The sequence below is a fragment of the Enterobacter sp. SM3 genome (assembly GCF_009811935.2).
GTDB lineage: Bacteria > Pseudomonadota > Gammaproteobacteria > Enterobacterales > Enterobacteriaceae > Enterobacter > Enterobacter asburiae_D.
Genome location: NZ_CP099971.1, coordinates 1,251,639 through 1,278,445 on the forward strand (window position 1 = coordinate 1,251,639; position 26,807 = coordinate 1,278,445).

Genomic DNA, 26,807 nt, shown 5'->3' on the forward strand with positions numbered 1-26,807 from the left:
ATGGCCATTCCAAAATTAACCGCTTACGCGCTGCCGACCGCCGCAGAGCTGCCGACCAACAAGGTGAACTGGAGCTTTGAGCCGGAGCGCGCCGCGCTGCTAATCCACGATATGCAGGAATATTTCCTGAACTTCTGGGGCGAAAACAGCGCGATGATGCAGCAGGTGGTGGCGAACATCGCTAAATTGCGCGCTTACTGCAAAGCGCACCATATTCCGGTCTACTACACCGCCCAGCCGAAAGAGCAGAGCGATGAAGACCGCGCCCTGCTGAACGACATGTGGGGGCCGGGCCTGACCCGCTCGCCGGAGCAGCAGCGTATCGTCGCTGAACTGACGCCGGACGAAGCGGATACGGTGCTGGTGAAGTGGCGCTACAGCGCGTTTCACCGCTCGCCGCTGGAGCAGATGCTGAAAGAGACGGGCCGCAACCAGCTGCTGATTACCGGCGTCTATGCCCACATCGGCTGCATGACCACCGCCACCGATGCCTTTATGCGCGACATCAAGCCGTTCTTTATCGCCGACGCGCTGGCGGATTTCACCCGCGACGAGCACCTGATGTCGCTCAACTACGTGGCCGGACGCTCTGGCCGCGTGGTGATGACCGACGAGCTGCTGCCGTCCGTTCCTGCCTCGAAGGCGGCGCTGCGCGAGCTGATCCTGCCGCTGCTGGATGAGTCCGACGAGCCGATGGATGACGAAAACCTGATCGACTACGGCCTGGATTCGGTGCGCATGATGGCGCTGGCCGCCCGCTGGCGCAAAGTGCACGGCGACATTGATTTCGTGATGCTGGCAAAAAATCCAACAATCGACGCCTGGTGGGCGCTGCTCTCCCGCGAGGTGAAGTGATGGGTTTTGATTTTACCGGCAAAACGGTTTGGGTAACGGGCGCGGGGAAGGGGATAGGCTACGCGACGGCGCTGGCGTTTGTGGAGGCGGGCGCACAGGTGACCGGCTTCGATCTGGCGTTTCCGCTGGGTGATTATCCGTTCGCCACCGAAACGCTGGACGTGGCGGATTTTGCTCAGGTCAGCGATGCGTGTGGGCGTTTGCTTAATACCCTTGAGCGGCTGGACGTGCTGGTCAACGCGGCGGGTATTCTGCGCATGGGGGCGACGGACCAGCTCTCGCAGGAAGACTGGCAGCAGACCTTCGCGGTCAACGTCGGCGGCGCGTTCAACCTGTTCCAGCAGACGATGGGCCAGTTCCGCCGTCAGCAGGGCGGGGCGATAGTCACCGTGGCGTCCGACGCGGCGCACACGCCGCGCATCGGCATGAGCGCCTACGGCGCCTCGAAGGCGGCGCTGAAAAGCCTGGCCCTGACCGTCGGGCTGGAACTGGCGGGCAGCGGCGTGCGCTGTAACCTGGTGTCGCCGGGCTCAACGGACACCGATATGCAGCGCACCCTGTGGACCCGCGACGACGCGGAGCAGCAGCGTATTCGCGGCTTTGGCGAGCAGTTTAAGCTCGGCATACCGTTGGGCAAAATCGCCCGTCCGCAGGAGATTGCCAGCACGGTGCTGTTCCTGGCGTCCGATGCCGCCAGCCATATCACCCTGCAGGATATCGTGGTGGACGGCGGCTCCACGCTGGGAGCGTAAAATGATCTGGAAACGTCATTTACCGCTCGAGGAGCTGAACGCGACCAGCCTGAACACCCTGGTGGCGCATCTCGGCATCGTCTATACCCGTATCGGCGATGACACGCTGGAAGCGGAGATGCCGGTGGATGCGCGCACCCATCAGCCGTTTGGCCTGCTGCACGGCGGCGCGTCGGCGGCGCTGGCGGAAACGCTGGGCTCAATGGCCGGTTTTTTGATGACCCGCGACGGGCAGAGCGTGGTGGGAACGGAGCTGAACGCCACGCACCATCGTGCGGTCTCTCACGGTAAGGTGCGCGGGGTGTGCCAACCGCTGCATCTGGGCCGCTCCACCCAGAGCTGGGAGATTGTGGTATTCGACGAGCAGGGGCGGCGGTGCTGCACCTGCCGGTTGAGTACGATGGTGTTGGGTTGAACGGTGCAGAATTGCCCGGTGGCGCTTCGCTTACCGGGCCTACGCGTAAGGTGTAGGCCGGGTAAGGCGAAGCCGCCACCCGGCGTTTACAATGTCGAGACGATCCGCTTTAACAAACGAATTCTCGGCTCAATGGACGCTTTATCCAGCCATTCCGCGGGGCTGTGGAACCCGGCGCCAATCGGCCCCAGGCCGTCGAGCGTCGGGATGCCCAGCGCGGCGGTGTGGTTGGCGTCGCTGCCGCCGCCGACCGCCTGCCAGGTGATGTCGATACCCTCCGCTTTTCCTGCCGCTTCAACCTGCTGCATCAGGGCCTGAGTCGCAACGCTGGCTGCCATCGCCGGTTTGTGATTCACCCGCGCAAGCGTCGTGGTCACGCCGTCTAAAAAGCCTTTTTCACATAACGCCTCCAGCGCCTGATTCACCCGGTCGTACTCGTCGTTTTCCCAGAAGCGCACGTCGAGTTCGGCTACGGCGTTATCCGCCACCACGTTGGCCGCGCTGCCGCCGTGAATCACCCCGACGTTGAGCGTGGTGCCGCGATCCCAGTCGGTTAGCGCATTAATGGCGATGACGCTGTTGGCCAGGGCGGTAATCGCCGAGCGGCCTTTCTCCGGGTCGTTACCCGCGTGCGCCGCCACGCCGCTGAAGGTGAGGTGATAGCCCGCCATCCCTTTACGCGCTTTCACCAGCGAACCGTCGGCGCGGGCGGCTTCGCAGACCAGCACGCAGCGGGAACGCTTAGCCAGCTCGCCGATCCATTCGTGGGAATGCACCGAGCCGGTCTCTTCGTCCGGGTTCATCGCCACGGCAATCGCGAGACGATCGTTGTTCGCAGCGTCGAGCCCGCGCATCGCCCACAAAATATTCAGAAGTCCGCTCTTCATATCCGACACGCCGGGGCCGTACAGGCGGATATCGTCCTCGCTCATCGGGCGCTCGGCGACGGTACCGGGCGCAAACACGGTATCCAGGTGCCCGACCAGCAGCACGTCAAAGCGTTCCGCCTGCGGCTTGTTGCTGACGAACACGCCGGGGCCCACCTTATCGCCCAGATTCACCTGCTCGGTGTGCCAGCCCTCGCGCTGCCAGAGCTGCTGCATAACGCCTGCCACGGCGGCAACGCCCGCAATGGTCTGGGTGCCGCAGTCCACGTTCACCAGGGTTTTCAGCTCTTCAATATAGTGGTCAAGATTCATGTTCACGTCCTGTTCAGAGGATAATGCGCATCAGCAGCATGGCTAAAAACGCGTTGACGACCGAGATGGCGATCATCAGCGGGATACGTTTGGCGCGGGTGCCGATCACGCCCAGAATGCGGCCCAGATACTGCACCTGCGAGCCCATCAGGTAGATGGCGGGTGCCAGGATCGCCAGGTGTTCGCCGGTGATAATGCCTTTATCAAACAGGCCGATGGCGACGCCGATCCCGCCGCCCATCGACATCCAGCCGCCGATCAGCACGGCGGCGGCCTCACCCGGCAGGCCGAACAGGCCCATCAATGGGGCGAAGATCATGCCCAGCCCTTTCAGGGCACCGGTGATTTCCAGCGCTTTAATGATGATAAACGCCATCACCACGTTGGGCAGGGTGCTGCTGGTGGCAATGCTCCAGCCCTTGCGCGCGCCTTCGACGAAGACATCGGTAATCACGGGGTTAGACTGTGGGGCACTCATGCGGCGTCTCCTTTACGGGTGAAGGACAGGATCAATCGCAGCAGATTTGCGCCCACGATCTTCATGATGAACATGACGGCGATACAGGCCCCGATGGACGTGGGAACCGCCGCCGTGCCGTCAACGGCGACCAGCGTGAAGAGGATCGCCCCGGAAGAGAAAAAGTTGGTGATCATCGCCCCGGCGGAGAACTGGAACATGGCGAAAACGTCTTTCTCTTTTTCGCTGATTTGCCCTTCGTCAGACAGGTTACGGGTCAGCGACGCGCCCACGTCGGTGCTTTGCAGGCTGCCGATCAGCGCCAGCCCGGTGGTGCCGGGAATGCCCAGCAGCGGGCGCAGCAGCGGGGTTAAGAGTTTGCGGGCGGCACGCAGCGCGCCGTAGTGCTCCAGCACGTTGATCATCCCCAGCGCGAACATCACCGCGGGAATTAAACCGAGCGCGAAGAGAAATCCGTCCATCGCGCCGCTGCCGCCGGTGCCGCGAAAGGCGCTGCTGGCTGTCGTCAGGGTGCCGTCATCCAGGCTGGCTTTACTGACCACTTTGCCAAACGCACCGTTGAGGGTGGTGAAATCAAAGACGCCGTACCACTCTTTTCCGCCTAACAGGCCAGAGAAGAAAACGGCTGCAAACGCCAGGGCGAAGTACGCGCCCGGCCCGACCTTATGATCCTGAGGTACAGAACTGTTCATATCCTTTTCCTTGTAAGCGCGCGATTGCGCAGGATCATTCTGGCGAGGTTATGAGCAAAAAAAATGATACAAATCATTCCGTAAGGCCGCGTCTGGCTGAAAAAGGCAAAAGTGTGACCGAGGACGTCGCGAAAGTGATCGGCTTAACAATGTGGTGTAAATGTCTGGTTTGACCACGCATTATTGCGTTTCAAAGTTGTTAAATTTTTCCGGTTGTTCTAGAAACAAAATGTAACATCTCACTGTTTCACAACAACGGATAACCACTATGAACAACTCAGGGAAATACCTTACATGGGCAGGGCTCTCCGTTGTGGGAGCCTTTGCCCTGGGCTATATCGCCCTCAACCGGGGGGAACAGATCAATGCGCTCTGGATCGTCGTCGCCTCCGTCTGCATTTATCTGATCGCGTACCGTTTTTATGGCCGCTATATCGCGAAGAACGTATTAGGCGTTGACGCGACGCGCATGACGCCTGCCGTCCGCCATAACGACGGGCTGGACTACGTGCCGACCGACAAAAAGGTGCTGTTTGGCCACCACTTTGCGGCGATTGCCGGGGCGGGCCCGCTGGTGGGGCCGGTGCTGGCGGCGCAGATGGGGTACCTGCCTGGGATGATCTGGATCCTCGCGGGCGTGGTGTTGGCGGGCGCGGTGCAGGACTTTATGGTGCTGTTCGTCTCCACCCGCCGCGACGGGCGTTCGCTGGGTGAGCTGGTGAAAGAGGAGATGGGGGCAACCGCCGGGGTGATTGCACTGGTGGCGACCTTTATGATTATGGTGATCATCCTCGCGGTGCTGGCGATGATCGTGGTGAAAGCGTTGACCCACAGCCCGTGGGGAACCTATACCGTTGCCTTCACCATTCCGCTGGCGCTGTTTATGGGGATCTACATTCGCTATCTGCGCCCGGGGCGCATTGGTGAAGTGTCGGTGATTGGTCTGGTATTTCTGGTGTTCGCCATTATCTCCGGCGGCTGGGTGGCGGAAAGCCCAACCTGGGCACCGTTCTTCGACTTTACCGGCGTGCAGCTGACCTGGATGCTGGTGGGCTACGGCTTTGTGGCGGCGGTGCTGCCGGTGTGGCTGCTGCTGGCTCCGCGTGACTACCTCTCCACCTTCCTGAAAATCGGCACCATCATCGGGCTGGCGATCGGCATTCTGATTATGCGCCCGACCCTGACCATGCCCGCGCTGACCAAATTTATTGACGGCACCGGCCCGGTCTGGACCGGTAACCTGTTCCCGTTCCTGTTTATCACCATCGCCTGCGGTGCGGTGTCCGGCTTCCACGCGCTGATTGCCTCCGGCACCACGCCGAAGATGCTGGCGAATGAAAATCAGGCCTGCCTGATCGGCTACGGCGGCATGCTGATGGAGTCTTTCGTGGCCATCATGGCGCTGGTCTCGGCCTGTATCATCGATCCGGGCGTGTACTTCGCGATGAACAGCCCGATGGCGGTGCTGGCACCTGCCGGAACCGTCGACGTGGTGGCATCCGCCGCGCAGGTGGTGAGCGGCTGGGGCTTTGCGATTACCCCTGATACGTTGACGAGCATCGCCAGTGAAGTGGGCGAGCAGTCGATTATCTCCCGTGCAGGCGGGGCGCCGACGCTGGCGGTGGGGATGGCCTACATCCTGCACGGCGCGCTGGGCGGGCTGATGGACGTCTCCTTCTGGTATCACTTCGCCATCCTGTTCGAGGCGCTGTTTATCCTGACGGCGGTGGATGCGGGAACTCGTGCGGCGCGCTTTATGCTCCAGGATTTGCTGGGCGTGATCTCGCCGAACCTGAAGCGTACCGATTCGCTTCCGGCGAACCTGCTGGCAACGGCGCTGTGCGTGCTGGCGTGGGGATACTTCCTGCACCAGGGCGTGGTCGATCCGCTGGGCGGGATTAACACCCTGTGGCCGCTGTTCGGTATCGCCAACCAGATGCTGGCGGGCATGGCGCTGATGCTCTGCGCGGTGGTGCTGTTCAAGATGAAGCGCCAGCGTTACGCCTGGGTAGCATTAGTGCCAACCGCATGGCTGCTGATCTGTACCCTGACGGCGGGCTGGCAGAAAGCCTTCAGCCCGGACAACAAGGTGGGCTTCCTGGCGATCGCCAACAAGTTCCAGGCGATGATCGACAGCGGCAAGATCCCGGCGCAGTACACCGAGTCCCAGCTGTCGCAGCTGGTGTTTAACAACCGTCTGGATGCCGGGCTGACTATCTTCTTTATGGTGGTGGTCGTGGTGCTGGCGTTGTATTCTCTCAAGACCGCGCTGGCGGCGTTGAAAAACGATAAGCCAACGGCGAAAGAGACGCCGTACGAGCCGATGCCTGAAAACCTGGAAGAGATTGTCACCCAGGCCAAAGGGGCGCATTAACCTGTGTGCCGGGTGGCGCTAGCGCTTACCCGGCCTACATTTCCTGTGAGACCAGAATTATGTTCGACACCCTTTCCAAAGCAGGTAAGTACCTGGGCCAGGCTGCCAAAATGATGATTGGCGTGCCGGACTACGACAACTACGTCGAGCATATGCGCGTCAACCATCCGGACCAGACGCCCATGACCTACGAAGAATTTTTCCGCGACCGTCAGGACGCCCGCTACGGCGGCAAGGGCGGGGCGAAGTGCTGTTAGCCCTCTTTCGGTAAATAGAGGCTGATCTGCTCCTGCTTGCAGCCATAAATTGCCGCCAGCTTTTCGCGGGTGCGCTTTTGCGGACGGGAGTCCAGCGCTTCCAGCTGTGACACGGCGGACTGGGTGATGCCGAGTTTTTCCGCCACCTCCTGCTGGGACATGCCGCGCAGGATACGCCACGCGGCCTGCAGGCTGACGTTCTGCCAGGTCATGATGCTGCAGACTTCCCCAGGCAATTCCACGTCATCAAGACTATCGTGTTCGACCTCAATATCCTCCAGATCGTCGTCGGTTTCGTCGTCAATTTCTGCCATCTGTAAGAGCATACGAAAATATTCGTGATAGGGAATAACGACGTACTGCGTTTTCCCGTTATCGTCCTTGATTAGCTGTACAGCCATAGTTGGCACTCTCCTCATGCAGGTAAGTCGTTGAAGTTCTGCGCTTGACGGCCAAAACATAACAATGGTCATCGGGATCGTCCCGAAGCGTATAGATGATGCGGTAATCGCCAACGCGTAGCCGGAAATGATCTTCTGTCGCCGATATTTTTTTGATATCGGGCCGGGGAGCCGAGCGGTCATCCAGCTCAGCAAGCTTTACCTCAATGCGACGCTGATACCGCTCGTCAATCTTTGAAAACGCCTTCTTTGCACCATTGGACCAGACAATCTTCATCCGTACCTCCACTGTACGCCCACACAAAATATAAGGAAATAATAAGGCTATTAGATAAATTCCGAATTTCTAATGGGATACTGTAGAGCGGAGAAAAAACGGGAGAAAGCGGCAAAACGCGAACCCTCGAGGGTGCTCGGAAACGCCTCTGCCGGGCGACAGAGGCTTGCAGGGAATATGCGATCAGGCGTTCAAACCGCCGTCCACGTCCAGACCGGTTCCGGAGATTTGCCCGGCAAGCGGGCTGGCAAGAAACGTGACTGCCGCCGCGACGTCTTCCGGCTGGCCGTAATGGCCCAGGGCAATAAGCTGACGCTGAGAGTCAGCCTGTTCCCCGTCTTCAGGGTTCATATCGCTGTTGGTGGGGCCGGGGTGGACCAGGTTAACGGTAATGCCGCGCGGCCCTAAATCACGGGCTAGTCCGCGGGTGAGAGAGTTAAGGGCCGATTTGGTCATCGAGTAAACGGCGATCCCCGGCTGCGCCACGCGGTTCGCCAGACAGCTGCCGATGTTGATAATGCGCCCGCCGTCGGACATGTGCACCAGCGCTTCCTGAATGGCGATCACCACGCCGCGGATGTTGACGTTGATAAGGGCGTCAATATCCGCCAGCGTCATGGATTCCAGCGGGCCGCCGCGCGCGATCCCGGCGTTATTGACCAGAATATCCAGCCCGCCAAGGGAGCGCGCCGCATGGGTGACGGCATCCTGAATCGCCTGCGCGCTGGCGCTGTCCGCCTGCACCGCTTCGCCGTGTCGTCCCAGCGCCTTAATCTCATCGGCGACCGCCTGGGCTTTATCGGCCGATTTTTCATACGTAATAATCACATCCGCACCGGCGCGCGCCAGCGAGAGTGCAATTGCCCGACCCAACCCGCGGCTGGCGCCGGTAACCAGCGCCTTTTTACCTGTTAAATCGATCTGCATGATGACCTCGTTACGAGAGTGGTAAGAATCATCATTAGGTATAGCCTGTCGGCGAGATTAACGGCTGAAGGATTCCACTTTCTCAAACGCGGCGCGCAGAACGTCAGGCGTTAACGCAACCGGCAGATAGTGAATCGACTCCACCGGGCGCAGGGTGTGGGCAATGACCTTATCCAGCGCTTCCCGGTTATTGATGTCGACGTCCAGCTCGCGAAGCGTGGTCGGCAGGTTAAAGCGCTGATACGCCGCCACCAGCTGCGCCAGCACGTCGTCCTGGCCGAGCAGGGCGCTCTGCACCAGAATGCCGTAGGCCACCTTGGTGCCGTGCAGGTATTTTTCCGTCTGCGGCAGCACGGTTAAGCCGTTGTGTACCGCATGCGCCGCCGCAACGCGCGTATAGCGTTCGCCCAGGCCGCCGACCATCCCGCCACCGGCGATAATCGCATCTACCACGTCCCGGAACGCCTGCGTCTGGTCACCGCGCTGCTGGTCGGCAAGCGCCTCTTCGCTGCGCGCCAGCAGCACGTCGCGGATCGCCAGCGCGCCGTTGATGCCCAGCCGCACGGTCAGCGGCAGGTTCTCCGGCTCAGGTGCCAACACCACCGCTTCGTACCACTTCGCCAGCGTATCGCCGATGCCCGCCAGCAGATATTCCGCCGGGGCGTTAAGGACGATCTGCGGCTCCACCAGCACCAGAAAGTTAGCGTCGTCGAAGATCTCAAAATGCAGCGCCTGACCGGCATCGTTGTACCAGACGGAGAGCGGGGTCCACGCCGCGCAGGTGGCGGCAATGGTGGGGATACCCACGAACGGCACCCCTAAGCGGCGCGCCACGGCCTTGACGGTATCTATCACCGCGCCGCCGCCGACGCCAATCACCACGCTGGCGTCGCTGCCGGATTCATTCACCAGATGGGTGACGTCGCGCTCGCTGCAGTGGCCTTTAAACAGCAGGCGTTTCGCCCCCGGCGCGTTAAAGCTCTCCGGCAGGAAAGGGCGCGCGCCTTCGATAGCGCGCTCGCCGTAGATCCACACCGCGCGGGAAAGCTGTTCCGGAGTAAAGAAGTTATCCAGCTGCGTCAGGCTTCCGGAATGTGAGAAGTAGTTCGCCGGGCCAGGCACGACGCGGATATCGGTGTTGCTCATGGTGTTGTCCTTTTTTTAGCAAGCGCTAACCCGATGTTATGTCTGGACATCCGGATGGCTAATAATATTTCGCTTTATCTTATGCCTTTTCCGTCGTTGTCAGTCAACCGGAGCTGTGAAAAATTCGATAAATCAGAAGAGTTATGAAGGATTTACGCGGATGGTTTCCAGTCGCCTTGAGATGCGCGGTATCAGCCTGGCCTTTTCCGGCTTTCAGGCGCTGTCGCGCGTGAATTTCACCTTAACCGGCGGATCCGTACATGCGCTGACCGGTGCCAACGGCGCGGGGAAATCGACCCTGATGGCGGTGCTGTGCGGCACGCACGACCACTATGAGGGTGAGATCAGCATTAACAACCAGCCGGTAACGATCCGCGAACCGCTTGACGCCAAACGGCTGGGGATCCACCTCGTACAGCAGGAGGTGGACGTGGCGCTGATCCCGGGGTTGAGCATTGCCGAAAACATCATGCTCGACCAGCTGGCGCAGCCGGGGCATCGCTTCAGCTGGCGCGCGATCCGCCAGCAGGCGAGACAGGCGCTGGCGCAGCTGGATGTCCCTCTGGACGTACGCCGTTCCATCGACAGCTGTTCGCTGGCCGAAAAGCAGCAGATTTTGCTGGCACGCGCGTTATCCCACCACTGCCGTTTTTTGATTCTTGATGAACCCACCGCGCCGCTGGATGCGCACGAGAGCGAGCGCCTGTTTGCGGTGGTGAGACGTTTAAAGCAGCAGGGTATCGGCGTGGTGTTTATCTCCCACCGTATTCACGAGCTGAAGGCCATCTGCGACACCTTAACGGTGCTGCGCGACGGCAAGCTGATCGAGTCCGGCCCGATGGCCGATCTTAGCGGCGAAGCGATCGTCGAGAAGATGCTCGGCCACGTGCTGAGCGATATCTATCCGCCCGCGCGACCGCCGCACGGTGACGAAACGCTGCTGCGGGTGGAAGGTCTGCATGACGATGCGCTGCTGAAAGATATCTCCCTGCACCTGCGCAAAGGCGAAATCCTCGGGATTGCCGGGCTGGCGGGCGCGGGGAAAACCGAACTCTGCAAGGCGCTGTTTGGTGCCACCAAAAGCCGCGTGGCAAACGGCGAGCTGAATCATCAATCCTGGCAGCCGCGCGACCCGGCCGACTCCGTGCTGCGCGGTCTGGCGCTGGTGCCGGAAGAGCGGCGGAAAGAGGGCATTTTTATCGACGAGCCGGTGAGCATGAACCTCGCCGTGTGCGCCGATAACAGCTTCTCGCGCTGGAGCCTGTTTGGTCATCGTCAGGCGTGGCGCTGGGCGGAAGAGGTGATTGCCCGCGTCGGCGTGCGCGCCCGCGGGCCGGGGCAGGTGCTGCGCCGCTTATCAGGCGGCAACCAGCAGAAGGTCGCCATCGGTAAATGGCTGCGCAATGACGCCAGCGTGCTCATATTCGACGAGCCGACGAAAGGCGTGGACGTGAAGGCCAAAACCGACCTGTTCCAACTGATTGACGGCCTGGCGCGCGAGGGCAAAGGGGTGATTTACGCCTCGGGCGAGTTTGCCGAGCTGGTCGGGCTGTGCGACCGCATCTGCGTGCTGTGGGACGGGCGCATCGTGGCGGAAATCGCCGGGGCCGAGGCCCGCGAAGAGACACTACTTTATTATTCAACCGGAGGAACGGCGTCGTGAGCAAGGCCCTTTCAGTGAACGCGGCGGCGTCTGGCCGTCAGCAGATTTTCGATTTTCTCTACAGGTGGGGCATGCTGTTAACCGTCGTCGCGCTGGTGGCCGTCTTTGGCCTGGCGTCGGACAGCTTCCTCGATCCGAACAACATCATCAACATTCTGCGCTCGATTGCCATCGTGACGGTGATTGCCATTGGCGTGTCGATTTCATTGACCATCGGCGGTTTCGATCTCTCTGTCGGATCCACCGCCTCGCTGGCTAACGCGCTGGTGATTTCCCTTTTCGTCTGGCACGGCTTTGGCACTACCGAGTCGATTCTGATCACCCTCGCGCTCTGCACGCTGGTGGGGCTGTTTAACGCCTTTCTGATCGTCATCCTGCGTATTCCGGACATGCTCGCGACGCTTGCCAGCCTGTTTGTTATTCAGGGCGTGGCGATGACCTACAGCTACGGCGGGTCGATTACCGAGAACATGGTGCTGCCGAGCGGCGACATGGCGGAAGGCACTATTCCGGCGGCGTTCAGCCTGCTGGGGCAGGTGCCGACCATCGTGATCGTCATGCTGGTGGTGACCGTGCTGGCGCAGCTTGGCCTCTCGTTGACCACTCACGGACGCCGGATGTACGCCATTGGCGGCAACCCCGAAGCGGCGCGTCTCTCCGGCATTCGCACCACGCGCTACAAGGTGGCGGCCTACGTGATCGCCTCGCTGCTGGCGGGCCTGGGCGGGATTTTGCTGGCGTCGCGCATTGGTTCGTCGCAGGTGAATGCGGGCGGCGGATACCTGATGGACGCGGTAGCTGCGGCCTGGATTGGCTTCTCGCTGGCAGGCTCAGGCAAACCGAATGCGCTGGGAACCCTGGTCGGAGCGGTCATTCTCGGCGTGCTGTCGAACGGGCTGGTGATGCTCTCCGTGCCGTATTACGCCATGGACATTATAAAAGGGCTGGTGCTCGCGGTGGCACTGGCGATTACCTACATACAAAAACGCTGACAACACAACGGGATAAAAAATGAAAAAGATTGCACTCTCTTTGGTGGCACTTGGGTTGCTTACGGCTCTGCCAGGCTTCGCGGCTACGCCCGCGCCGCTTCCGGCTGCCATTGCCAACCATGACGGCCCGATCCGCATCGCGGTGATCCGTAACCTTGGCTCAGACGACAACACCACGCAGTTTATTGCCGGGGCGATTCAGGAAGGGAAAAAGCTCGGCTTTAAGGTCAGCACCTTTTTAAGCAACGGGGATGACGCCAAATTCCAGGACTTCGTGAACCAGGCGATCAGCCAGAAATATGACGGGATTATTCTCTCTCAGGGGCGCGATCCGTACTCCACCGCGCTGGTGAAGAAAGCGGTGGATGCCGGTATCAAAGTCGCCGTTTTTGATACCGCCGTTAACGGCGAGATCCCGGGCGTGACCGTCACCCAGCAGGACGATGCCTCCCTGACGAACCTCTCCTTCGGGCAACTGGCGAAAGATTTCAACGGCAAGGCCAATATCGTCAAGCTGTGGGTCGCGGGCTTCCCGCCGATGGAGCGCCGTCAGGCGGCCTATAAAGAGCTGCAAAAGCAGTATCCGGACATCAAAGAGCTGGAGTCCATCGGCGCAGTGTCCTCTGACGTGCAGGGGGATACCGCCAACAAGGTGGGCGCGATCCTCGCGAAATACCCGAAAGGCAAAATCGACGCCATCTGGGGCACCTGGGACGCCTTCAGCCAGGGCGCGTATAAGGCGCTGAAGGAGAACGGCCGCACCGAGATCAAGCTCTACAGCATCGACATCTCCAACCAGGATCTGCAGTTGATGCGCGAACCGGGCAGTTCGTGGAAGGTGAGCGTGGCGGTGGATCCGAAGCTGATTGGCGCGACTAACGTGCGCCTGGTGGCGAACAAGATTGCCGGGGAAGCGACGCCTGCAACCTACGATTTCAAAGCGGCCGCCATTCCGCAGGCGCTGCTGACCGCCCAGCCGGGCCCGGTGAACGTGGCGTCTCTGGGGAAAATCATTCCTGGCTGGGGCCAGACGGAAGATTTCATCGCGCCGTGGTTTGCGACGCTTGAAGCCAGGTCAAAATAATGCCCGGTGGCGCTTCGCTTACCGGGCCTACGGTGTTGTAGGCCGGGTAAGGCGCAGCCGCCACCCGGCGAAAGGACTCCATTATGTCTGCATTACCTCAACCCGAATACAGCCGCAATATGCGGCTGATTGGCCATAGCGACCAGGGCGGTCGTCCGGACGGCGTGCAGCTGATGGTGCATCGCGGTTTCGCCTGGATCGGCCATATGGTTTCGCAGGGCTTTTCGATTGTCGACGTGCGCGACCCGAAGAACCCGAAAGCGGCAGGCTTCGTGCCCGCACCGCCCGGCACCTGGAACGTGCACCTGCAGGCGCATGACGACCTGCTGCTGGTGATTAACGCCCGGGATCTGTTTGCCGATGCCCGCTTTGCCGACGAGAAGGTCTACTACACCCGGCAGGTGGGGGAGACCGTCAGCGACGTGCAGGACAAAGGATGGAGCGCCGGGCTGCGCGTGTTTGATATCTCCACGCCGGACAGGCCGCGCGAAATCGGATTTCTGTCGCTGAGCGGCATCGGCATTCACCGCATCTGGTACGTCGGCGGCCGCTGGGCCTACGTGTCTGCGCTGATCGACGGCTTTACCGACTATATCTTCCTGACCATCGACCTGGCGGACCCGCGTAAGCCTGAAGTGGCGGGGCGCTGGTGGCTGCCGGGGATGAACCAGGCCGAAGGGGAGAAGCCGAACTGGCCGGAAGGCAAACGCTACGCGCTGCACCACGCGATTATCGCGGGCGACACCGCCTACGGCAGCTGGCGCGACGGCGGCCTGACGCTGCTGGACGTGAAGGACCGCACCCGGCCGAAGCTGATTAGTCACCGCAACTGGAGCCCGCCGTTTGGCGGCGGGACGCACACTGCGCTGCCGCTGCCGGATCGCGATTTGCTGGTGGTGCTGGACGAAGCGGTGCTGGATAACCAGCAGGACGGCGAAAAGCTGATCTGGCTGTTTGATATCCGCGAGCCGTCGAACCCGGTCAGCATCTCGACCTTCCCGCAGCCGGATGAAACCGACTACGTGGCGAAAGGGGCGCACTTCGGCCCGCACAACCTGCACGAGAACCGGCCGGGGAGCTTCGTCAGCTCGACGCTGATTTTTGCGACGTATCAGAACGCGGGCGTGCGCGCGTACGACATTTCCAATCCGTATCGACCGGTGGAAACCGGCGCGCTGGTGCCCGCCGCGCCGGAGAGAATGATGGACACGCGGCCAAATCGTCCGCAGGTGATCCAGTCGTGCGACGTGTTTGTCGATGCGCAGGGGATTATTTACAGCACGGATTATAACGGCGGGATGTCGGTGATTGAGTATTTGGGGTAAGTGCGGTTTGATGCCCTCACCCCGACTCAGGATCGTAGGCCGGGTAAGGCGAAGCCGCCACCCGGCAAAAGCACTCAGCTGTACTGCCGCACTCGTGCCACCAGCTCTTCCGCGCTGTCGATGCGGTCGGCAATGACAATCAGCGCTTTACCGAGCGTTATCGCGTGGCGCAGACATTCGTGGCGCATGGCTTCATCCTTGATGGTGTCAATATCCGCGACGTGGGAAAGCCCGACGCTGCGGCGAATGAGCTCGGTGCCGCAGAACCCGATGGCGTCATGCCAGACCTTTTTCAGGAACGCCGAGGCATAGCCCGGTGCGCCGAGCGCGGCGTCGCGCGTTTTCTCGTTAGCCAGCGCCTGGAAGCGTTCTGCGAAGGTGTTCCACAGCTCTTGAATATCGGTCAGGCGCTGCTCGCGTGCGGCGGCGGCATCGCGAATGCCAAGGTGCCCCGGCAGGCCGCAGAAGTTCAGCAGCAGGTTACCGATGGCGGTGCCGACGTCAAAGCCAATCGGCCCGAAATAGCCGAACTCGGCGTCGATGGCCTTCAGGCTGCCGTCGGCTACAAAAATCGACCCGCTGTGGATATCGCCGTGCAGGAGGGCTTCAGCCTGAGAAAAGAAACGGTGCTTCAGAGAGGCTACGGCAATTTTTAGCTGGGCGTCGTCGCGCAGGGCCGCTACGTCATTTTCCAGCTCGGCCGGGTAGCTGTTGCGCTCGTGGATCTGATACGGATCGTTGAAGAACAGATCTTCAGTGATCTCGCACATCTCCGGGTTGATGAATTTCGCCACCTGCGCTTTTTTCTCGTGCGGGTGCAGGTAGAAATCGCTGGTGTGGAACAGCGCGTGCGCGAGGTATTCGCCCAGCTGCTGCGCCGCCTGCGGGTAGTAAATGTTGTTGATCAGCTCGCCGCGCCAGATGCGATGGCTGGAGAGATCTTCCATCACCATTACCGCCAGTTCCGGGTCGAAGTGGTGGATTTTCACGGTGTGCTGCGGGCTGTGCCGGTAGTGCTCGACCAGCGTTTGCGCCTCAAGACGGGCGCGGTCCAGCGTCAGCGGCCAGGACTCGCCGACGCAGCGCACGTAGGGCAGCGCCTGCTTGACGATGATGCGGCTCACGCCAGCGCTGTCGAAAATTTTAAATACCAGATTGAGGTTGCCGTCGCCTACCTCCTGCGCCTCCACCAGCGATGATGGGTCATCAAGGCCGCCAAACTGCCTGGCATACTCCACGGCGTCCTGAGCGGTAAAGGTACGGTATTGCGACATGGCCTGTTCCTCACGGTTTGCTAATAAAGACATGTAGACGTCTATACATCTGGATTTCATCCTGACACAATGTGCTACAACAACGCAACAGGGAATTAACGACATGCAGACATTACAGACGACCAGCCTGCGGGTGGCGGATAATCAGCTCTTTATTCTCGACCAGCAGGCGCTTCCGCAGGAGAAACGCTGGCTGGATGCCTCGACGGTCGAGGCGCTGGTTGGGCACATTCATGCCCTGCGGGTGCGCGGCGCGCCGCTGATTGGTCTCTCTGCAAGCCTGCTGCTAGCGCTGCTGGCGGAAAACGGTAAAAGCCGCGACGAGCTGGCGGCGGCGCTGGAAACCCTGCGCGCGTCCCGCCCGACGGCGGTGAACCTGATGAACAATCTCGACCGCATGAAGATTGCGCTGTGGCAGGAAGATTATGTTCCGGCGCTGGTAGCCGAAGCGCTGCGCCTGATTGACGAAGACAAACGGCTTTGCGACGCGATTGCGAAAGCCGGCAGCGCGCTGGTTAAGCCCGGCAGCCGTCTGCTTACCCACTGCAACACCGGCGGGCTGGCAACGGCGGGCGTCGGCACCGCATTGGGCGTGATTGCCCGCGCGCATCAGGACGGTAACGTCAGCAGCGTCTGGGTGGATGAAACCCGTCCGCTGCTGCAGGGCGGTAGACTGACCGCGTGGGAGCTTGGCGAGCTGGGTGTGCCGTATCAGCTGATTACCGACTCCATGGCCGCCAGCCTGATGGCGAAAGGGCTGGTGGACGCCGTGTGGGTGGGCGCAGACCGTATTGCCGCCAACGGCGACGTGGCGAATAAGATCGGCACCTATTCTCTGGCGGTGCTGGCGAAATTCCACGGCATTCCGTTCTATGTTGCTGCCCCGCAAACGACCCTCGATCCTGACTGCCCGAACGGTGACGCGATCCCGATTGAACAGCGCGCCGCCAGCGAGGTGACGGGCGTGGCGGGAAGCTTTGGCGCGGTGCAGTGGGCGCCGGAAGATGCGCAGGTCTATAACCCGGCGTTCGACGTTACGCCTGCCTCGCTGATTAGCGGCTGGGTGCTGGATACGGGCGTGGTCACGCCGGAAGCGGTGGCAAACGGGAAATTCGCCTGAGTCCGGCTATCCTTGTAAGGGGTTCCCCTGAGAGGACAACATCGTGACGCTCGATCCTGAAACAGACTTAAAACTGGAGCGCGTGGTGGATGCACCGCGCGACCTGCTGTGGCTCTGCTGGACCACGCCGGAGCACATCAAAAACTTCTTCATTCCTGCTCCCCATAAGGTGACCGAATGCGACCTCGACCTGCGCGTGGGCGGGCGGTTCAACACCGTGTTCGAGGTGGACGGGCAGCGAATGGATAACCGGGGCGTATTTCTTGAAATCGATCCCGGTAAAAAGCTGGTCTTTACCGACGGTTACGGGGAGGACTGGAAACCTGCGGAGAAACCGTTTATGACGGCGATCCTGCTGCTGGAAGATGTGGGCGAGGGCAAAACCCGCTACACGGCGATTGCGCGTCATCCGACGAAGGAAATCCGCGAGCAGCATGAACAGATGGGCTTCCACGAAGGATGGGGGATTGTGCTGGATCAGCTGGTGGGGTATGCAAAAGGGCTTAACGCGTAGTGCGCGCTGATGCCCTCACCCCGGCCCTCTCCCACAGGGAGAGGGAGAAAAGATCATGCCAGCCTTGGATACGCATCCGCGATTGCATCGCCCGTAAACTGGGCCACCCAGCCTTCCGGGTTATCGAAAATACGGATCGCCGTAAAGTTCGGCTCTGAGCCCATATCAAACCAGTGCGGCGTGCCCGCGGGAACGGAAATCAGGTCGTTTTTCTCGCACAGCACCTGATACACCTCATCGCCAATGTGCAGGCAAAACAGCCCCGCGCCTTCTACGAAGAAGCGTACTTCGTCTTCGCCGTGGGTGTGTTCGTTCAGGAACTTCGCACGCAGCGCCTCTTTCTGCGGATTGTCGGCGCGCAGGCTGATCACGTCCCAGCTCTGATAGCCTTTCTCCGCCACCAGCTTGTCGATGGCATGCTGATACGCTTCGATCACGGCTTCGGGCGCGGGATCGTCTCCTAAATCGCGATCCGCAGCCCAGCGTTCAAACCGCACGCCTTTAGCGTTGAGCTGCTGGGCGATCTCGGCGGCGTCGGTGCTGTGCCACTGGTGTTGACTGGCGTCTTTATCGGAATAAATGGTCAATGCGCTCATGAAGGGATCTGCTCCGGATTAATCTCGTCAAACTGGTGGACCTGATGGTGGTGGCTTGCGCCGTCATCATCGCCGCGAATCAGCTGCAGGGTGCGAAAACCTGCCTGTTCAGCCGCGTCCAGCTCCTGATGAATATCGGACAGGAACAGGATTTGCGACGGGGCGATGCCCGTTTGCGCCGCAATGTTTTGATAAGACTGCACCTCGCGCTTGGCGCCGATGTGGGTATCAAAATAGCCGCTGAACAGATGAGTAATATCACCTTCATCGCTGTAGCCAAATAACAGTTTCTGCGCGGCGACGGAGCCTGAGGAATAAACATAGAGATCAATCCCTTGTGCTTTCCACTTTTCCAGCGCAGGCAGTACGTCCGGGTAGAGGTGGCCGGTAAAGTCGCCGTTCACGTAGCCATCATGCCAGATGATTCCCTGCAGGGCTTTGAGCGCCGTGGATTTGCGGTCTTCATCCATAAAGGCAAACAGGCCGTCGATAAGCTCGCTGACGCTGGCGTGCGGGTGGCCGATTTCATCACGCAGGTTGTCCAGAATGGATTTGACCGGCTCGGCGTACTGCTGCGCGGTCACGAAGGCCGCCAGCCGCTCACGCGCGTAGGGGAACAAAACATCATGGACAAAACGGATATCGCTGGTGGTGCCTTCAATATCCGTCACAATCGCGCGAATCATACTCTCTCCAGTTGTCGTAAACGCATTTCGCATTCAAATAAGAATTCTAATCCTTCCAGATGACGGCGGGCCTCGGCCACATCGCGTCCCCAGCAGGTTAAGCCATGACCGCGAAGAAGAAAACCATAATTAAGCGGGCGTTCCTGCGCGTAATGGGCGATTCGGGAGGCGAGGGCGTCAATGTCCTGATCGTTATCAAAAACCGGGATAGCCACCGTATCCAGATGCGTGGTCTGCCCGGTGAGGGATTTTTGCATTTCAAAGCCGCTGATGTTGAGCTCGGCTTCTTTGACCAGACGCGACAGCACCGTGGCGTTGACGGTATGCACGTGCAGGACGGCGTTGGCCTCCGGGAACAGGCGATAAATAAGGGTGTGTAGCCCCGTTTCGGCTGATGGCTTACGACCAGACGGCGCGCGGTTGGTGGCAATCTCCACCTGCAGAAAATCCTCCGTCGTCAGGCTGCCCTTGTCTTTGCCGGATTCGCTGAGCCAGCACAGGCGTTCGTCCTGACGCACCGACATGTTGCCGCCGGTGGCGGGTGCCCAGCCTTTGGCGCCAATCCAGCGGCAGGCGTCGACAAGATGTGTGAGTTGCAGGTTGTCTGTCATTTCCTTTTACCCTCGCGGCCAGGAATATTCATATGATTTAGACGTCTAAGCGTCTTGATTGCCAAAGACTAACATCGTGTTATAGTGGCAGCAACATAAGTATTACAAGCAGGCACGACACAATGAGCAGTAACGCATTGATTCCACAGAGTAAACTTCCCAATCTCGGGACCACCATCTTTACGCAGATGAGCGCCCTGGCACAGCAGCACAACGCCATTAACCTTTCCCAAGGGTTCCCGGATTTCGACGGCCCGACCTATCTGCAGGAGCGTCTGGCGTACCACGTGGCGCAGGGGGCGAATCAGTATGCGCCGATGACCGGCGTGCAGGCGCTGCGGGAAGCCATTGCGGATAAAACGGCGGAGCTGTACGGCTATAAGCCCGATGCCAACAGCGACATCACGGTGACGGCAGGGGCGACCGAAGCGCTGTATGCGGCCATCACCGCGCTGGTGCGTGCGGGCGATGAAGTTATCTGCTTTGACCCGAGCTACGACAGCTATGCGCCTGCGGTTGAACTCTCCGGCGGCGTGGTGAAACGCGTGGCGCTGCAGCCACCGCATTTCCGCCCTGACTGGCGGACGTTTGCGGCCCTTCTGAGCGACAAAACCCGCCTGGTGATCCTGAATACGCCGCACAATCCGTCGGCGACGGTGTGGCAGAAAGCCGATTTCGCCGCGCTGTGGCAGGTGATTGCGGAACGTGAAATTTACGTGCTGAGCGATGAGGTTTACGAGCACATCTGCTTTGCAGAGGAAGGGCACGCCAGCGTGTTGGCCCATCCGCAGCTGCGCGAGCGCGCCGTCGCCGTCTCGTCATTCGGTAAGACCTACCATATGACCGGCTGGAAAGTGGGCTACTGCGTCGCACCGGCCGCCATCAGCGCCGAGCTTCGCAAGGTGCACCAGTATCTGACTTTTGCGGTGAACACACCCGCCCAGCTGGCGCTGGCGGATATGCTGCGCGCCGAGCCGGAGCACTACCGCGAGCTGCCGGACTTCTATCGAAAACGCCGGGATCTGTTTGTGAACGCGCTGAGCAAAAGCCGCCTGGAGATTTTACCCTGTGAAGGGACCTACTTCCTGCTGGCCGACTACAGCGCGATTTCCGATCTGGACGACGTCAGCTTCTGCCAGTGGTTAACAAAAGAGGTGGGTGTGGCCGCCATTCCGCTGTCGGTGTTCTGCGCCGATCCCTTCCCGCACAGGCTGATCCGTCTTTGCTTTGCGAAGCAGGAATCGACGCTGCTGGCGGCGGCAGAGCGTCTCAACACGCTCTGATTATTTCACCGTCCAGGCTTCTGAGTAGCGGCGGTCTGCAAACAGCTCCAGCAGACCGTTAATTTGCTTGAGGCGTAAGACTTCATCCCCGTCCATTCCCAGCTCCTTGCTTATCCTCTCGTCATTCCAGCCAAGCTGCACCAGCTCGCGAACGATCTCCGACATGGCGTTAATCTGGTGCCGACCCCGCGCGCGGTTGTGACGAATGGTTGCGGCCATACGGTTATGTTTATCCTGCCGGTCCTGGCGCAGGCAGGTGATGGGGAGATAGCCCTTAAGCTGATGCTTCAGCGCTGCCCGGTTTTTGCCGATTTCATGACGATGAAAACCATCCACAATTTCGTAGTGCTGCGGTTCACTTTCTGTCACAACGATAGGTTGGGTGAATCCATCGAGTTCCAGCGACTTACTGAGCAGCCGCTTTTCTGGAGGGGCAACGTTATTGGGGTTGTAGTCGTTAGCGGTAATAGCGTCCTGTCTGATCCAGAGGACGCAGTCTATCGGTTGCTCGCGAAAAGGGCTGTTTTTATGGATTGCTTCGCGAAAAGCATTTATGGCGTTAATGCGATCCTCTTCGGGAAGTGACTGAAGGTACGTTTCCATCTCGGTGATTAGTCTTTGTCGCATAATATTCCCCACTCCTTGCGTTTTGCCTTCACTCTGTCGCTGTAGCGCTGATAATGTTTGGGTTTATTTGGGCTGAACGATAGCGCTCTGCACCAGTAGTCGTTATTAAGGATAACCTTACAAATACGGCGCCAGGAGGGAATGTCTTTGGCACCGATATCACCGTCCTGCGTATCGGGAATATCCTCTATGCCTCTCTTCTGATACCAGTGCAGATAAATGGCGATTTTATTGCGGTAATGCTCAGCGGTATTTTGCGGCATGCTGTCGAGGAGCAGCATGGCATATTCGCGCCAGCATAGGTGCTCGGGTTTCAGGATTTTCCGGTGGCCGTAAAAATGGTTATCGTGCCCGGCGTAAATTCCCCCGCTGCGCACGCCGCTCACGCGCTCGCACATGGCCGCCCAGCGATCGGGCTCAACAACGTGGTACAGCCATAGCCCCTGGCGTTGTTCCGGGCCGAAGGGCTCACAAATACGCATATAGCGGGGCGGCACGCCGGCCTGGAACATCAGGTCATAGAGCGGGTTATAGCAACATCCCGATTTGGCGAACCAGGTCCAGATATCGGCTGTTTTCCAGTCGTAGAGGGGATAAACATACCAGGCATGCCCGCCCGGGGCGACAGTCGTCCAGGGTTTATCATCGGCAAAGCGCTGCTTACGCGCCGACGCAATAGCCAGAAAACGGTTGTAAGACTCATCGGCGCGGATGCCAATCATCACCGCCGCCGGGCGATTGTGAGAAAACCAGTCGGAGAAACTGCGGACAAAAGTTTCAAACGTCATGCCGGGCTGGTAGAAGGGAAAAAAAGCGGGATCGGTTATCGCATCGTCAGGAGGCTGGCGGACCCATCGGGTACCGGGTTCCCAGCATTGCCATTCCGGCTGGAATTGCGACAGGGAATTTTGCGTTGTCAGGGGAAGTGCTACCCACCAGAAATGGCCGATAACATCGCTGTACAGCTCGCGCATATGCTCAACGTGGGTAATGGTATGGGAAAACTGCGCTTCCCAGTCGATAAAGAGGACATCTATTTTTATTTTCATCTGTCGCGCCTGTCGGGCAACCAGATGCAGCATGACGGTGGAGTCTTTACCTCCTGAAAAAGAGACACAGGTTCTGGGTAAATTCTCGAGGGTCCATTTTATTCGTTCCCGGGCCGCAGAAAGAACATCCTGGTTAAGAGGGTATTTATAAATTGACATGTTTATTCTCATCCTGAGGAATAAATACCAGACGTTAGCGTCAATACTAAAGTGAGAATTATATCAGTCAATAATTAATGAGGTGTATAAAGTTTATGCTGAATGTTTCTATAACGATGGTGTATGTTTCTGAAAGAGGTGGTTCTCATTCTGTGCGAGAACCACGACAACATCTCACGGTAAAGTTATTTCTTCAATAAAACTCGCGAATGCCGAGCTATTCAGCGCGGAACGATTATACATCATGTAAATATCAATGCTGGGAAACTGAATGTCTGTCTCCACTTTGCGCAGGTTAAGCGCGGGACCATATTGTTCAAAGGCCGGTGTGGGCGCTAGCCCTATGAGGTCGGATGAACTGATCACCGACAGAAGGGATATAAAAGAGTCGCTTCGGTAAACGATATTTCTTTCGGTTAACAGGTTCTCAGCCTTTTCCTGGTAGTCTTTGACGCTGTTCTCATCGCTCAGGTAGGCGGTGAAATTTTCATTCAGAATCTCTTCGCGCGTCGGTTTGCCGCTCATGCGGGGGTGATCTTTCCGACAAACGAGAACAAAGGGAAGTTTATGATACAGACTGCAGGCAATAGAGCGGCTGCTGGAGGTGGCAAAAGAAAATATCAGATCGGCTTTTCGGTAAGCCAGGAGATCTTCTGCTGAATCAGGAGCAAGAAAAACATCATGTAATTCAATGGAGTAATTGTACTTGTTCATAAGCAGCTTCATTGGCTCAAGCATCGTTTTGGTGCTCATAAACTGCGGGCAGTAAATCACAAAATTTTTCTTCAACCTGCTGCTGTGCATGATATTGATAGTCTGCTCAAGCTGGTTAAGGTTCTGTTCCAGATGATGATGCAGATTGACGCCGACGGTCGTGGGCGTGATCCCTTTACCGGAACGGATAAAAAGAGGATCGTTGAGTTGTCCTCTCAGACGTTGCAGCGACTGGCTCACGGCAGAGGGCGTGATATACAGCGTCTCGGCGGCTTTACTGATACTAAGATGTTGGTAAATGCACTCGAAAATGACTAACAGATTAAGATCGAATTTTTTAAGGTCGTAGAGGTTTGCCATGTTTCGTCCTGAGGATGCTGTGTTTATCACATCACTGATAACTATAGTTTGAAGTTAACCATTTACAATCCTTTCGGTTAACTCTCTTAATTTTAAATTAAACTCATCTTAATATATCACGACGTCAGATTATTGAAATAGCGCTTCAAAGGTGATTAAGATAATTTTATCTTAGAAGAGGGCGTGAACGTTTTAAATGACAATTGTTATTTATATATTGCGATAGTTTTATAATAAAAATAAATTTATAACGCTCCGGAATGATGTTCGACACAACCTATCACAGCCATAGGCAGGAATGTCTCTCTTATGGATTGCCCAATCCCTGTACGGGTGGTGTAATCAAAAGGCTGTTACCACCTTGATATAAAGGGTTGTAGAGCGCAACGCAACGCCAGTTTCGGCTGGCACTGAATGTACCTGCGGGGAATTCAGGTATCAGGGCCGCCCGTTGAGGCGGCCTTTTTACTTTCAGGCTTTCCTGTAAAAGGTTCACCTTGTTGTCTTGTCGACGTTGTAAGGTTTGGCTGATTGATTTGATAAAGCATACGCATTAGCCCCGATGAATAAAGTTGGTTACCTTACATCTCAACGAAAACACGGAGGAAGTACAGATGTCTTTGATTAATACCAAAATTAAACCTTTCAAAAACCAGGCGTTCAAAAACGGTGAGTTCATCGAAGTTACCGAGAAAGATACCGAAGGCCGCTGGAGCGTCTTCTTCTTCTATCCGGCTGACTTTACCTTCGTTTGCCCGACTGAGCTGGGCGACGTGGCAGACCATTACGACGAACTGCAGAAGCTGGGCGTAGACGTTTACTCTGTCTCTACCGATACCCACTTCACCCACAAAGCATGGCACGGCAGCTCTGAAACCATCGCGAAAATCAAATACGCGATGATCGGTGACCCGACTGGCGCCCTGACCCGTAACTTCGACAACATGCGTGAAGATGAAGGCCTGGCTGACCGCGCCACCTTCGTTGTTGACCCGCAGGGCATTATCCAGGCTATCGAAGTTACCGCTGAAGGTATCGGCCGTGATGCTTCTGACCTGCTGCGTAAAGTGAAAGCCGCTCAGTACGTGGCTTCTCACCCAGGCGAAGTGTGCCCGGCGAAATGGAAAGAAGGCGAAGCGACGCTGGCTCCATCCCTGGACCTGGTCGGCAAGATCTAAGTCTGTAAAGCCTGGCGGCGCTGCGCTTGCACAGGCCTACAGTATCGTAGGCCGGGTAAACGAAGTGCCACCCGGCAATCAATGGGCGCACCCGCGCCCATTTCATTCCAGCACCATGATGCAAGTTGCATTCAGGCCGCCCGTATAAGGCAGCTTGCATGATGACGTCTTAAGAGAGGGAAGAACAATGCTCGACACAAATATGAAAACCCAGCTCAAGGCCTACCTTGAGAAACTGACCAAACCCGTTGAGCTGATCGCTACGCTTGACGACAGCGCCAAATCGGCAGAGATCAAGGAACTGCTGGCGGAGATCGCTGAACTGTCGCCGAAAGTGACCTTCAAAGAAGACAACGCGCTGCCGGTCCGTAAGCCCTCTTTCCTGATTACCAACCCAGGCTCCGACCAGGGACCGCGCTTTGCCGGTTCTCCGCTGGGCCACGAATTTACCTCACTGGTGCTGGCGCTCCTGTGGACGGGTGGTCATCCATCGAAAGAGGCGCAGGCGCTGCTGGAGCAGATCCGCGATATCGACGGTGATTTCGAATTTGAAACCTATTACTCGCTCTCCTGCCACAACTGCCCGGACGTGGTGCAGGCGCTGAACCTGATGTCGGTTCTGAACCCGCGCATTAAGCACACGGCGATTGACGGCGGTACCTTCCAGAATGAAATCACCGATCGCAACGTGATGGGCGTTCCGGCGGTCTACATGAACGGCAAAGAGTTCGGCCAGGGCCGCATGACGCTGACCGAAATCGTTGCAAAAGTGGATACCGGTGCTGAAAAACGTGCGGCGGAAGAGCTGAACAAACGCGATGCCTACGACGTGCTGATTGTTGGCTCCGGCCCTGCGGGTGCGGCGGCGGCGGTTTATTCTGCGCGTAAAGGCATTCGTACCGGACTGATGGGCGAACGCTTCGGCGGTCAAGTGCTGGATACCGTGGACATCGAAAACTACATCTCCGTGCCGAAGACCGAAGGCCAGAAGCTGGCGGGGGCGCTGAAGGCGCACGTCAGCGACTACGACGTGGACGTGATCGACAGCCAGAGCGCCAGCAGGCTGGTTCCGGCTGCGGTGGAGGGGGGGTTACACCAGATTGAAACCGCGTCCGGCGCGGTGCTGAAAGCGCGCAGCATTATCATTGCCACCGGCGCGAAATGGCGCAACATGAACGTGCCGGGTGAAGATCAGTACCGTACCAAAGGTGTGACCTACTGCCCGCACTGCGACGGCCCGCTGTTTAAAGGCAAACGCGTGGCGGTGATCGGCGGGGGTAACTCCGGCGTGGAAGCGGCTATCGACCTGGCGGGGATTGTTGAACACGTTACGCTTCTGGAGTTTGCTCCAGAGATGAAGGCCGACCAGGTTCTGCAGGATAAAGTTCGCAGCCTGAAAAACGTCGACATCGTACTGAACGCGCAAACCACGGAAGTGAAGGGCGACGGCAGCAAAGTGACCGGACTGGAATACCGTGACCGCGTGAGCGGCGATGTGCACAGCGTTCAGCTGTCAGGGATCTTTGTGCAGATTGGTCTGCTGCCAAACACCACCTGGCTGGAAGGCGCGATTGAGCGCAACCGCATGGGCGAAATCATCATCGATGCGAAATGTGAAACCAGCGTGAAAGGCGTGTTTGCGGCGGGCGACTGCACCACCGTGCCGTACAAACAGATTATCATCGCCACGGGTGAAGGGGCGAAGGCGTCTCTGAGTTCATTTGACTATCTGATCCGCACCAAAACCGCATAACAGAAGAAAGTAAGGCTACACCTGCAATAGCGAGAGGCCACCGAAA

General features: G+C 58.5%; 28 protein-coding genes. 14 read left to right on the forward strand and 14 right to left on the reverse strand.

Annotation, left to right across the window (positions count from 1 at the left end; genetic code table 11):
• Genes GVO84_RS05740 through entH form a run of 3 tightly spaced genes read left to right on the forward strand, consistent with a single transcriptional unit; the run spans window position 1 to window position 2,022 of the window.
• Window positions 1–855, forward strand: coding sequence for an isochorismatase (locus GVO84_RS05740; RefSeq protein WP_159513633.1), 855 nt, complete (start codon window positions 1–3; stop codon window positions 853–855).
• Complete coding sequence (gene entA / locus GVO84_RS05745) at window positions 855–1,607, forward strand: 2,3-dihydro-2,3-dihydroxybenzoate dehydrogenase EntA (protein WP_228057785.1); 753 nt, start codon at window positions 855–857, stop codon at window positions 1,605–1,607. Before GVO84_RS05740 ends, entA begins: the two co-directional genes overlap by 1 nt.
• 1 nt (window position 1,608) lies before the next feature.
• The gene (entH, locus tag GVO84_RS05750; protein ID WP_063143215.1) at window positions 1,609–2,022 is read left to right on the forward strand and encodes a proofreading thioesterase EntH; all 414 of its coding nucleotides are present in this window, start codon (window positions 1,609–1,611) and stop codon (window positions 2,020–2,022) included.
• Window positions 2,023–2,108: 86 nt separating this feature from the next.
• On the opposite strand, the gene GVO84_RS05755 is transcribed toward entH, so the two are convergent.
• From GVO84_RS05755 to GVO84_RS05765, 3 genes are read right to left on the reverse strand one after another with little or no spacing between them, the layout of a single operon-like run.
• Complete coding sequence (locus GVO84_RS05755; protein WP_159513635.1) at window positions 2,109–3,221, reverse strand: M20 family metallopeptidase; 1,113 nt, start codon at window positions 3,219–3,221, stop codon at window positions 2,109–2,111.
• A gap of 13 nt (window positions 3,222–3,234) precedes the next feature.
• A complete protein-coding gene (locus tag GVO84_RS05760; RefSeq protein WP_010428441.1) occupies window positions 3,235–3,699 on the reverse strand; it encodes a YjiG family protein in 465 nt (154 codons plus the stop codon).
• On the reverse strand, window positions 3,696–4,391 hold the full coding sequence (locus GVO84_RS05765; RefSeq protein ID WP_010428444.1) for a nucleoside recognition domain-containing protein: 696 nt from the start codon (window positions 4,389–4,391) through the stop codon (window positions 3,696–3,698). Before GVO84_RS05765 ends, GVO84_RS05760 begins: the two co-directional genes overlap by 4 nt.
• 268 nt (window positions 4,392–4,659) lie before the next feature.
• Between GVO84_RS05765 and cstA the strand changes: the two genes are divergently transcribed.
• On the forward strand, window positions 4,660–6,765 hold the full coding sequence (cstA, locus tag GVO84_RS05770; protein WP_024906987.1) for a pyruvate/proton symporter CstA: 2,106 nt from the start codon (window positions 4,660–4,662) through the stop codon (window positions 6,763–6,765).
• Window positions 6,766–6,824: 59 nt separating this feature from the next.
• The gene (locus tag GVO84_RS05775; protein ID WP_006809671.1) at window positions 6,825–7,022 is read left to right on the forward strand and encodes a YbdD/YjiX family protein; all 198 of its coding nucleotides are present in this window, start codon (window positions 6,825–6,827) and stop codon (window positions 7,020–7,022) included.
• Here GVO84_RS05775 and GVO84_RS05780 read toward each other — a convergent pair.
• The 4 genes from GVO84_RS05780 to GVO84_RS05795 form a co-directional block, all read right to left on the reverse strand.
• Window positions 7,019–7,423, reverse strand: coding sequence for a helix-turn-helix domain-containing protein (locus GVO84_RS05780; RefSeq protein WP_029740113.1), 405 nt, complete (start codon window positions 7,421–7,423; stop codon window positions 7,019–7,021). The genes GVO84_RS05775 and GVO84_RS05780 overlap by 4 nt on opposite strands.
• Window positions 7,395–7,700, reverse strand: coding sequence for a type II toxin-antitoxin system RelE family toxin (locus GVO84_RS05785; protein WP_159513636.1), 306 nt, complete (start codon window positions 7,698–7,700; stop codon window positions 7,395–7,397). Before GVO84_RS05785 ends, GVO84_RS05780 begins: the two co-directional genes overlap by 29 nt.
• Window positions 7,701–7,883: 183 nt before the next feature.
• Complete coding sequence (locus GVO84_RS05790; protein ID WP_063143210.1) at window positions 7,884–8,627, reverse strand: SDR family NAD(P)-dependent oxidoreductase; 744 nt, start codon at window positions 8,625–8,627, stop codon at window positions 7,884–7,886.
• A 57-nt stretch (window positions 8,628–8,684) separates the two neighbouring features.
• Window positions 8,685–9,773, reverse strand: coding sequence for an oxidoreductase (locus GVO84_RS05795; RefSeq protein WP_121425481.1), 1,089 nt, complete (start codon window positions 9,771–9,773; stop codon window positions 8,685–8,687).
• Between the two features lie 160 nt (window positions 9,774–9,933).
• Between GVO84_RS05795 and GVO84_RS05800 the strand changes: the two genes are divergently transcribed.
• From GVO84_RS05800 to GVO84_RS05815, 4 genes are all read left to right on the forward strand, one after another.
• Window positions 9,934–11,436 carry a sugar ABC transporter ATP-binding protein gene (locus GVO84_RS05800; RefSeq protein ID WP_159513637.1) on the forward strand — a complete coding sequence of 501 codons (1,503 nt, stop codon included), beginning with the start codon at window positions 9,934–9,936 and terminating at the stop codon, window positions 11,434–11,436.
• Window positions 11,433–12,428 (forward strand): ABC transporter permease, encoded by a 996-nt coding sequence (locus GVO84_RS05805; RefSeq protein WP_023334863.1) that lies wholly within the window; start codon window positions 11,433–11,435, stop codon window positions 12,426–12,428. The genes GVO84_RS05800 and GVO84_RS05805 overlap by 4 nt, the downstream gene beginning before the upstream one ends.
• Before the next feature lie 19 nt (window positions 12,429–12,447).
• A complete protein-coding gene (locus tag GVO84_RS05810) occupies window positions 12,448–13,512 on the forward strand; it encodes a sugar ABC transporter substrate-binding protein (protein ID WP_159513638.1) in 1,065 nt (354 codons plus the stop codon).
• Between the two features lie 83 nt (window positions 13,513–13,595).
• Window positions 13,596–14,837: an LVIVD repeat-containing protein gene (locus tag GVO84_RS05815; RefSeq protein WP_201283057.1), complete on the forward strand. Its 1,242-nt coding sequence runs from the start codon at window positions 13,596–13,598 to the stop codon at window positions 14,835–14,837.
• A 74-nt stretch (window positions 14,838–14,911) separates the two neighbouring features.
• On the opposite strand, the gene mtnK is transcribed toward GVO84_RS05815, so the two are convergent.
• Window positions 14,912–16,111, reverse strand: a complete 1,200-nt coding sequence (gene mtnK, locus GVO84_RS05820; protein WP_159513639.1) for an S-methyl-5-thioribose kinase — start codon at window positions 16,109–16,111, stop codon at window positions 14,912–14,914.
• Window positions 16,112–16,214: 103 nt separating this feature from the next.
• Between mtnK and mtnA the strand changes: the two genes are divergently transcribed.
• Both mtnA and GVO84_RS05830 read left to right on the forward strand, forming a co-directional pair.
• A complete protein-coding gene (gene mtnA / locus GVO84_RS05825; protein WP_159513640.1) occupies window positions 16,215–17,231 on the forward strand; it encodes an S-methyl-5-thioribose-1-phosphate isomerase in 1,017 nt (338 codons plus the stop codon).
• Between the two features lie 43 nt (window positions 17,232–17,274).
• Window positions 17,275–17,745, forward strand: coding sequence for an SRPBCC family protein (locus GVO84_RS05830; protein WP_121425475.1), 471 nt, complete (start codon window positions 17,275–17,277; stop codon window positions 17,743–17,745).
• Between the two features lie 53 nt (window positions 17,746–17,798).
• On the opposite strand, the gene GVO84_RS05835 is transcribed toward GVO84_RS05830, so the two are convergent.
• The 3 genes from GVO84_RS05835 to GVO84_RS05845 are packed head-to-tail and all read right to left on the reverse strand — an operon-like array spanning window position 17,799 to window position 19,638.
• Complete coding sequence (locus GVO84_RS05835) at window positions 17,799–18,341, reverse strand: 1,2-dihydroxy-3-keto-5-methylthiopentene dioxygenase (protein ID WP_121425474.1); 543 nt, start codon at window positions 18,339–18,341, stop codon at window positions 17,799–17,801.
• Window positions 18,338–19,027 carry an acireductone synthase gene (mtnC, locus tag GVO84_RS05840; protein WP_159513641.1) on the reverse strand — a complete coding sequence of 230 codons (690 nt, stop codon included), beginning with the start codon at window positions 19,025–19,027 and terminating at the stop codon, window positions 18,338–18,340. Before mtnC ends, GVO84_RS05835 begins: the two co-directional genes overlap by 4 nt.
• On the reverse strand, window positions 19,024–19,638 hold the full coding sequence (locus GVO84_RS05845; RefSeq protein ID WP_024906998.1) for a methylthioribulose 1-phosphate dehydratase: 615 nt from the start codon (window positions 19,636–19,638) through the stop codon (window positions 19,024–19,026). The genes mtnC and GVO84_RS05845 overlap by 4 nt, the downstream gene beginning before the upstream one ends.
• A gap of 122 nt (window positions 19,639–19,760) precedes the next feature.
• Here GVO84_RS05845 and GVO84_RS05850 point away from each other — a divergent pair, with 122 nt between their 5' ends.
• Window positions 19,761–20,921, forward strand: a complete 1,161-nt coding sequence (locus tag GVO84_RS05850; protein WP_159513642.1) for a pyridoxal phosphate-dependent aminotransferase — start codon at window positions 19,761–19,763, stop codon at window positions 20,919–20,921.
• Here GVO84_RS05850 and GVO84_RS05855 read toward each other — a convergent pair whose 3' ends face one another.
• The 3 genes from GVO84_RS05855 to citR all read right to left on the reverse strand — a co-directional run bounded on the left by GVO84_RS05855 (window position 20,922) and on the right by citR (window position 23,830).
• Complete coding sequence (locus tag GVO84_RS05855; RefSeq protein WP_159513643.1) at window positions 20,922–21,548, reverse strand: IbrB-like domain-containing protein; 627 nt, start codon at window positions 21,546–21,548, stop codon at window positions 20,922–20,924.
• On the reverse strand, window positions 21,533–22,756 hold the full coding sequence (locus GVO84_RS05860; RefSeq protein ID WP_159513644.1) for a phosphoadenosine phosphosulfate reductase: 1,224 nt from the start codon (window positions 22,754–22,756) through the stop codon (window positions 21,533–21,535). Before GVO84_RS05860 ends, GVO84_RS05855 begins: the two co-directional genes overlap by 16 nt.
• Before the next feature lie 174 nt (window positions 22,757–22,930).
• Window positions 22,931–23,830 (reverse strand): DNA-binding transcriptional repressor CitR, encoded by a 900-nt coding sequence (gene citR, locus GVO84_RS05865; protein WP_121425470.1) that lies wholly within the window; start codon window positions 23,828–23,830, stop codon window positions 22,931–22,933.
• Window positions 23,831–24,444: 614 nt separating this feature from the next.
• On the opposite strand from citR, the gene ahpC reads away from it, so the two are divergent.
• Complete coding sequence (gene ahpC, locus GVO84_RS05870; RefSeq protein WP_032638815.1) at window positions 24,445–25,008, forward strand: alkyl hydroperoxide reductase subunit C; 564 nt, start codon at window positions 24,445–24,447, stop codon at window positions 25,006–25,008.
• A 187-nt stretch (window positions 25,009–25,195) separates the two neighbouring features.
• Window positions 25,196–26,761, forward strand: a complete 1,566-nt coding sequence (gene ahpF / locus GVO84_RS05875; protein ID WP_029740125.1) for an alkyl hydroperoxide reductase subunit F — start codon at window positions 25,196–25,198, stop codon at window positions 26,759–26,761.
• Window positions 26,762–26,807 lie beyond the last annotated feature (46 nt).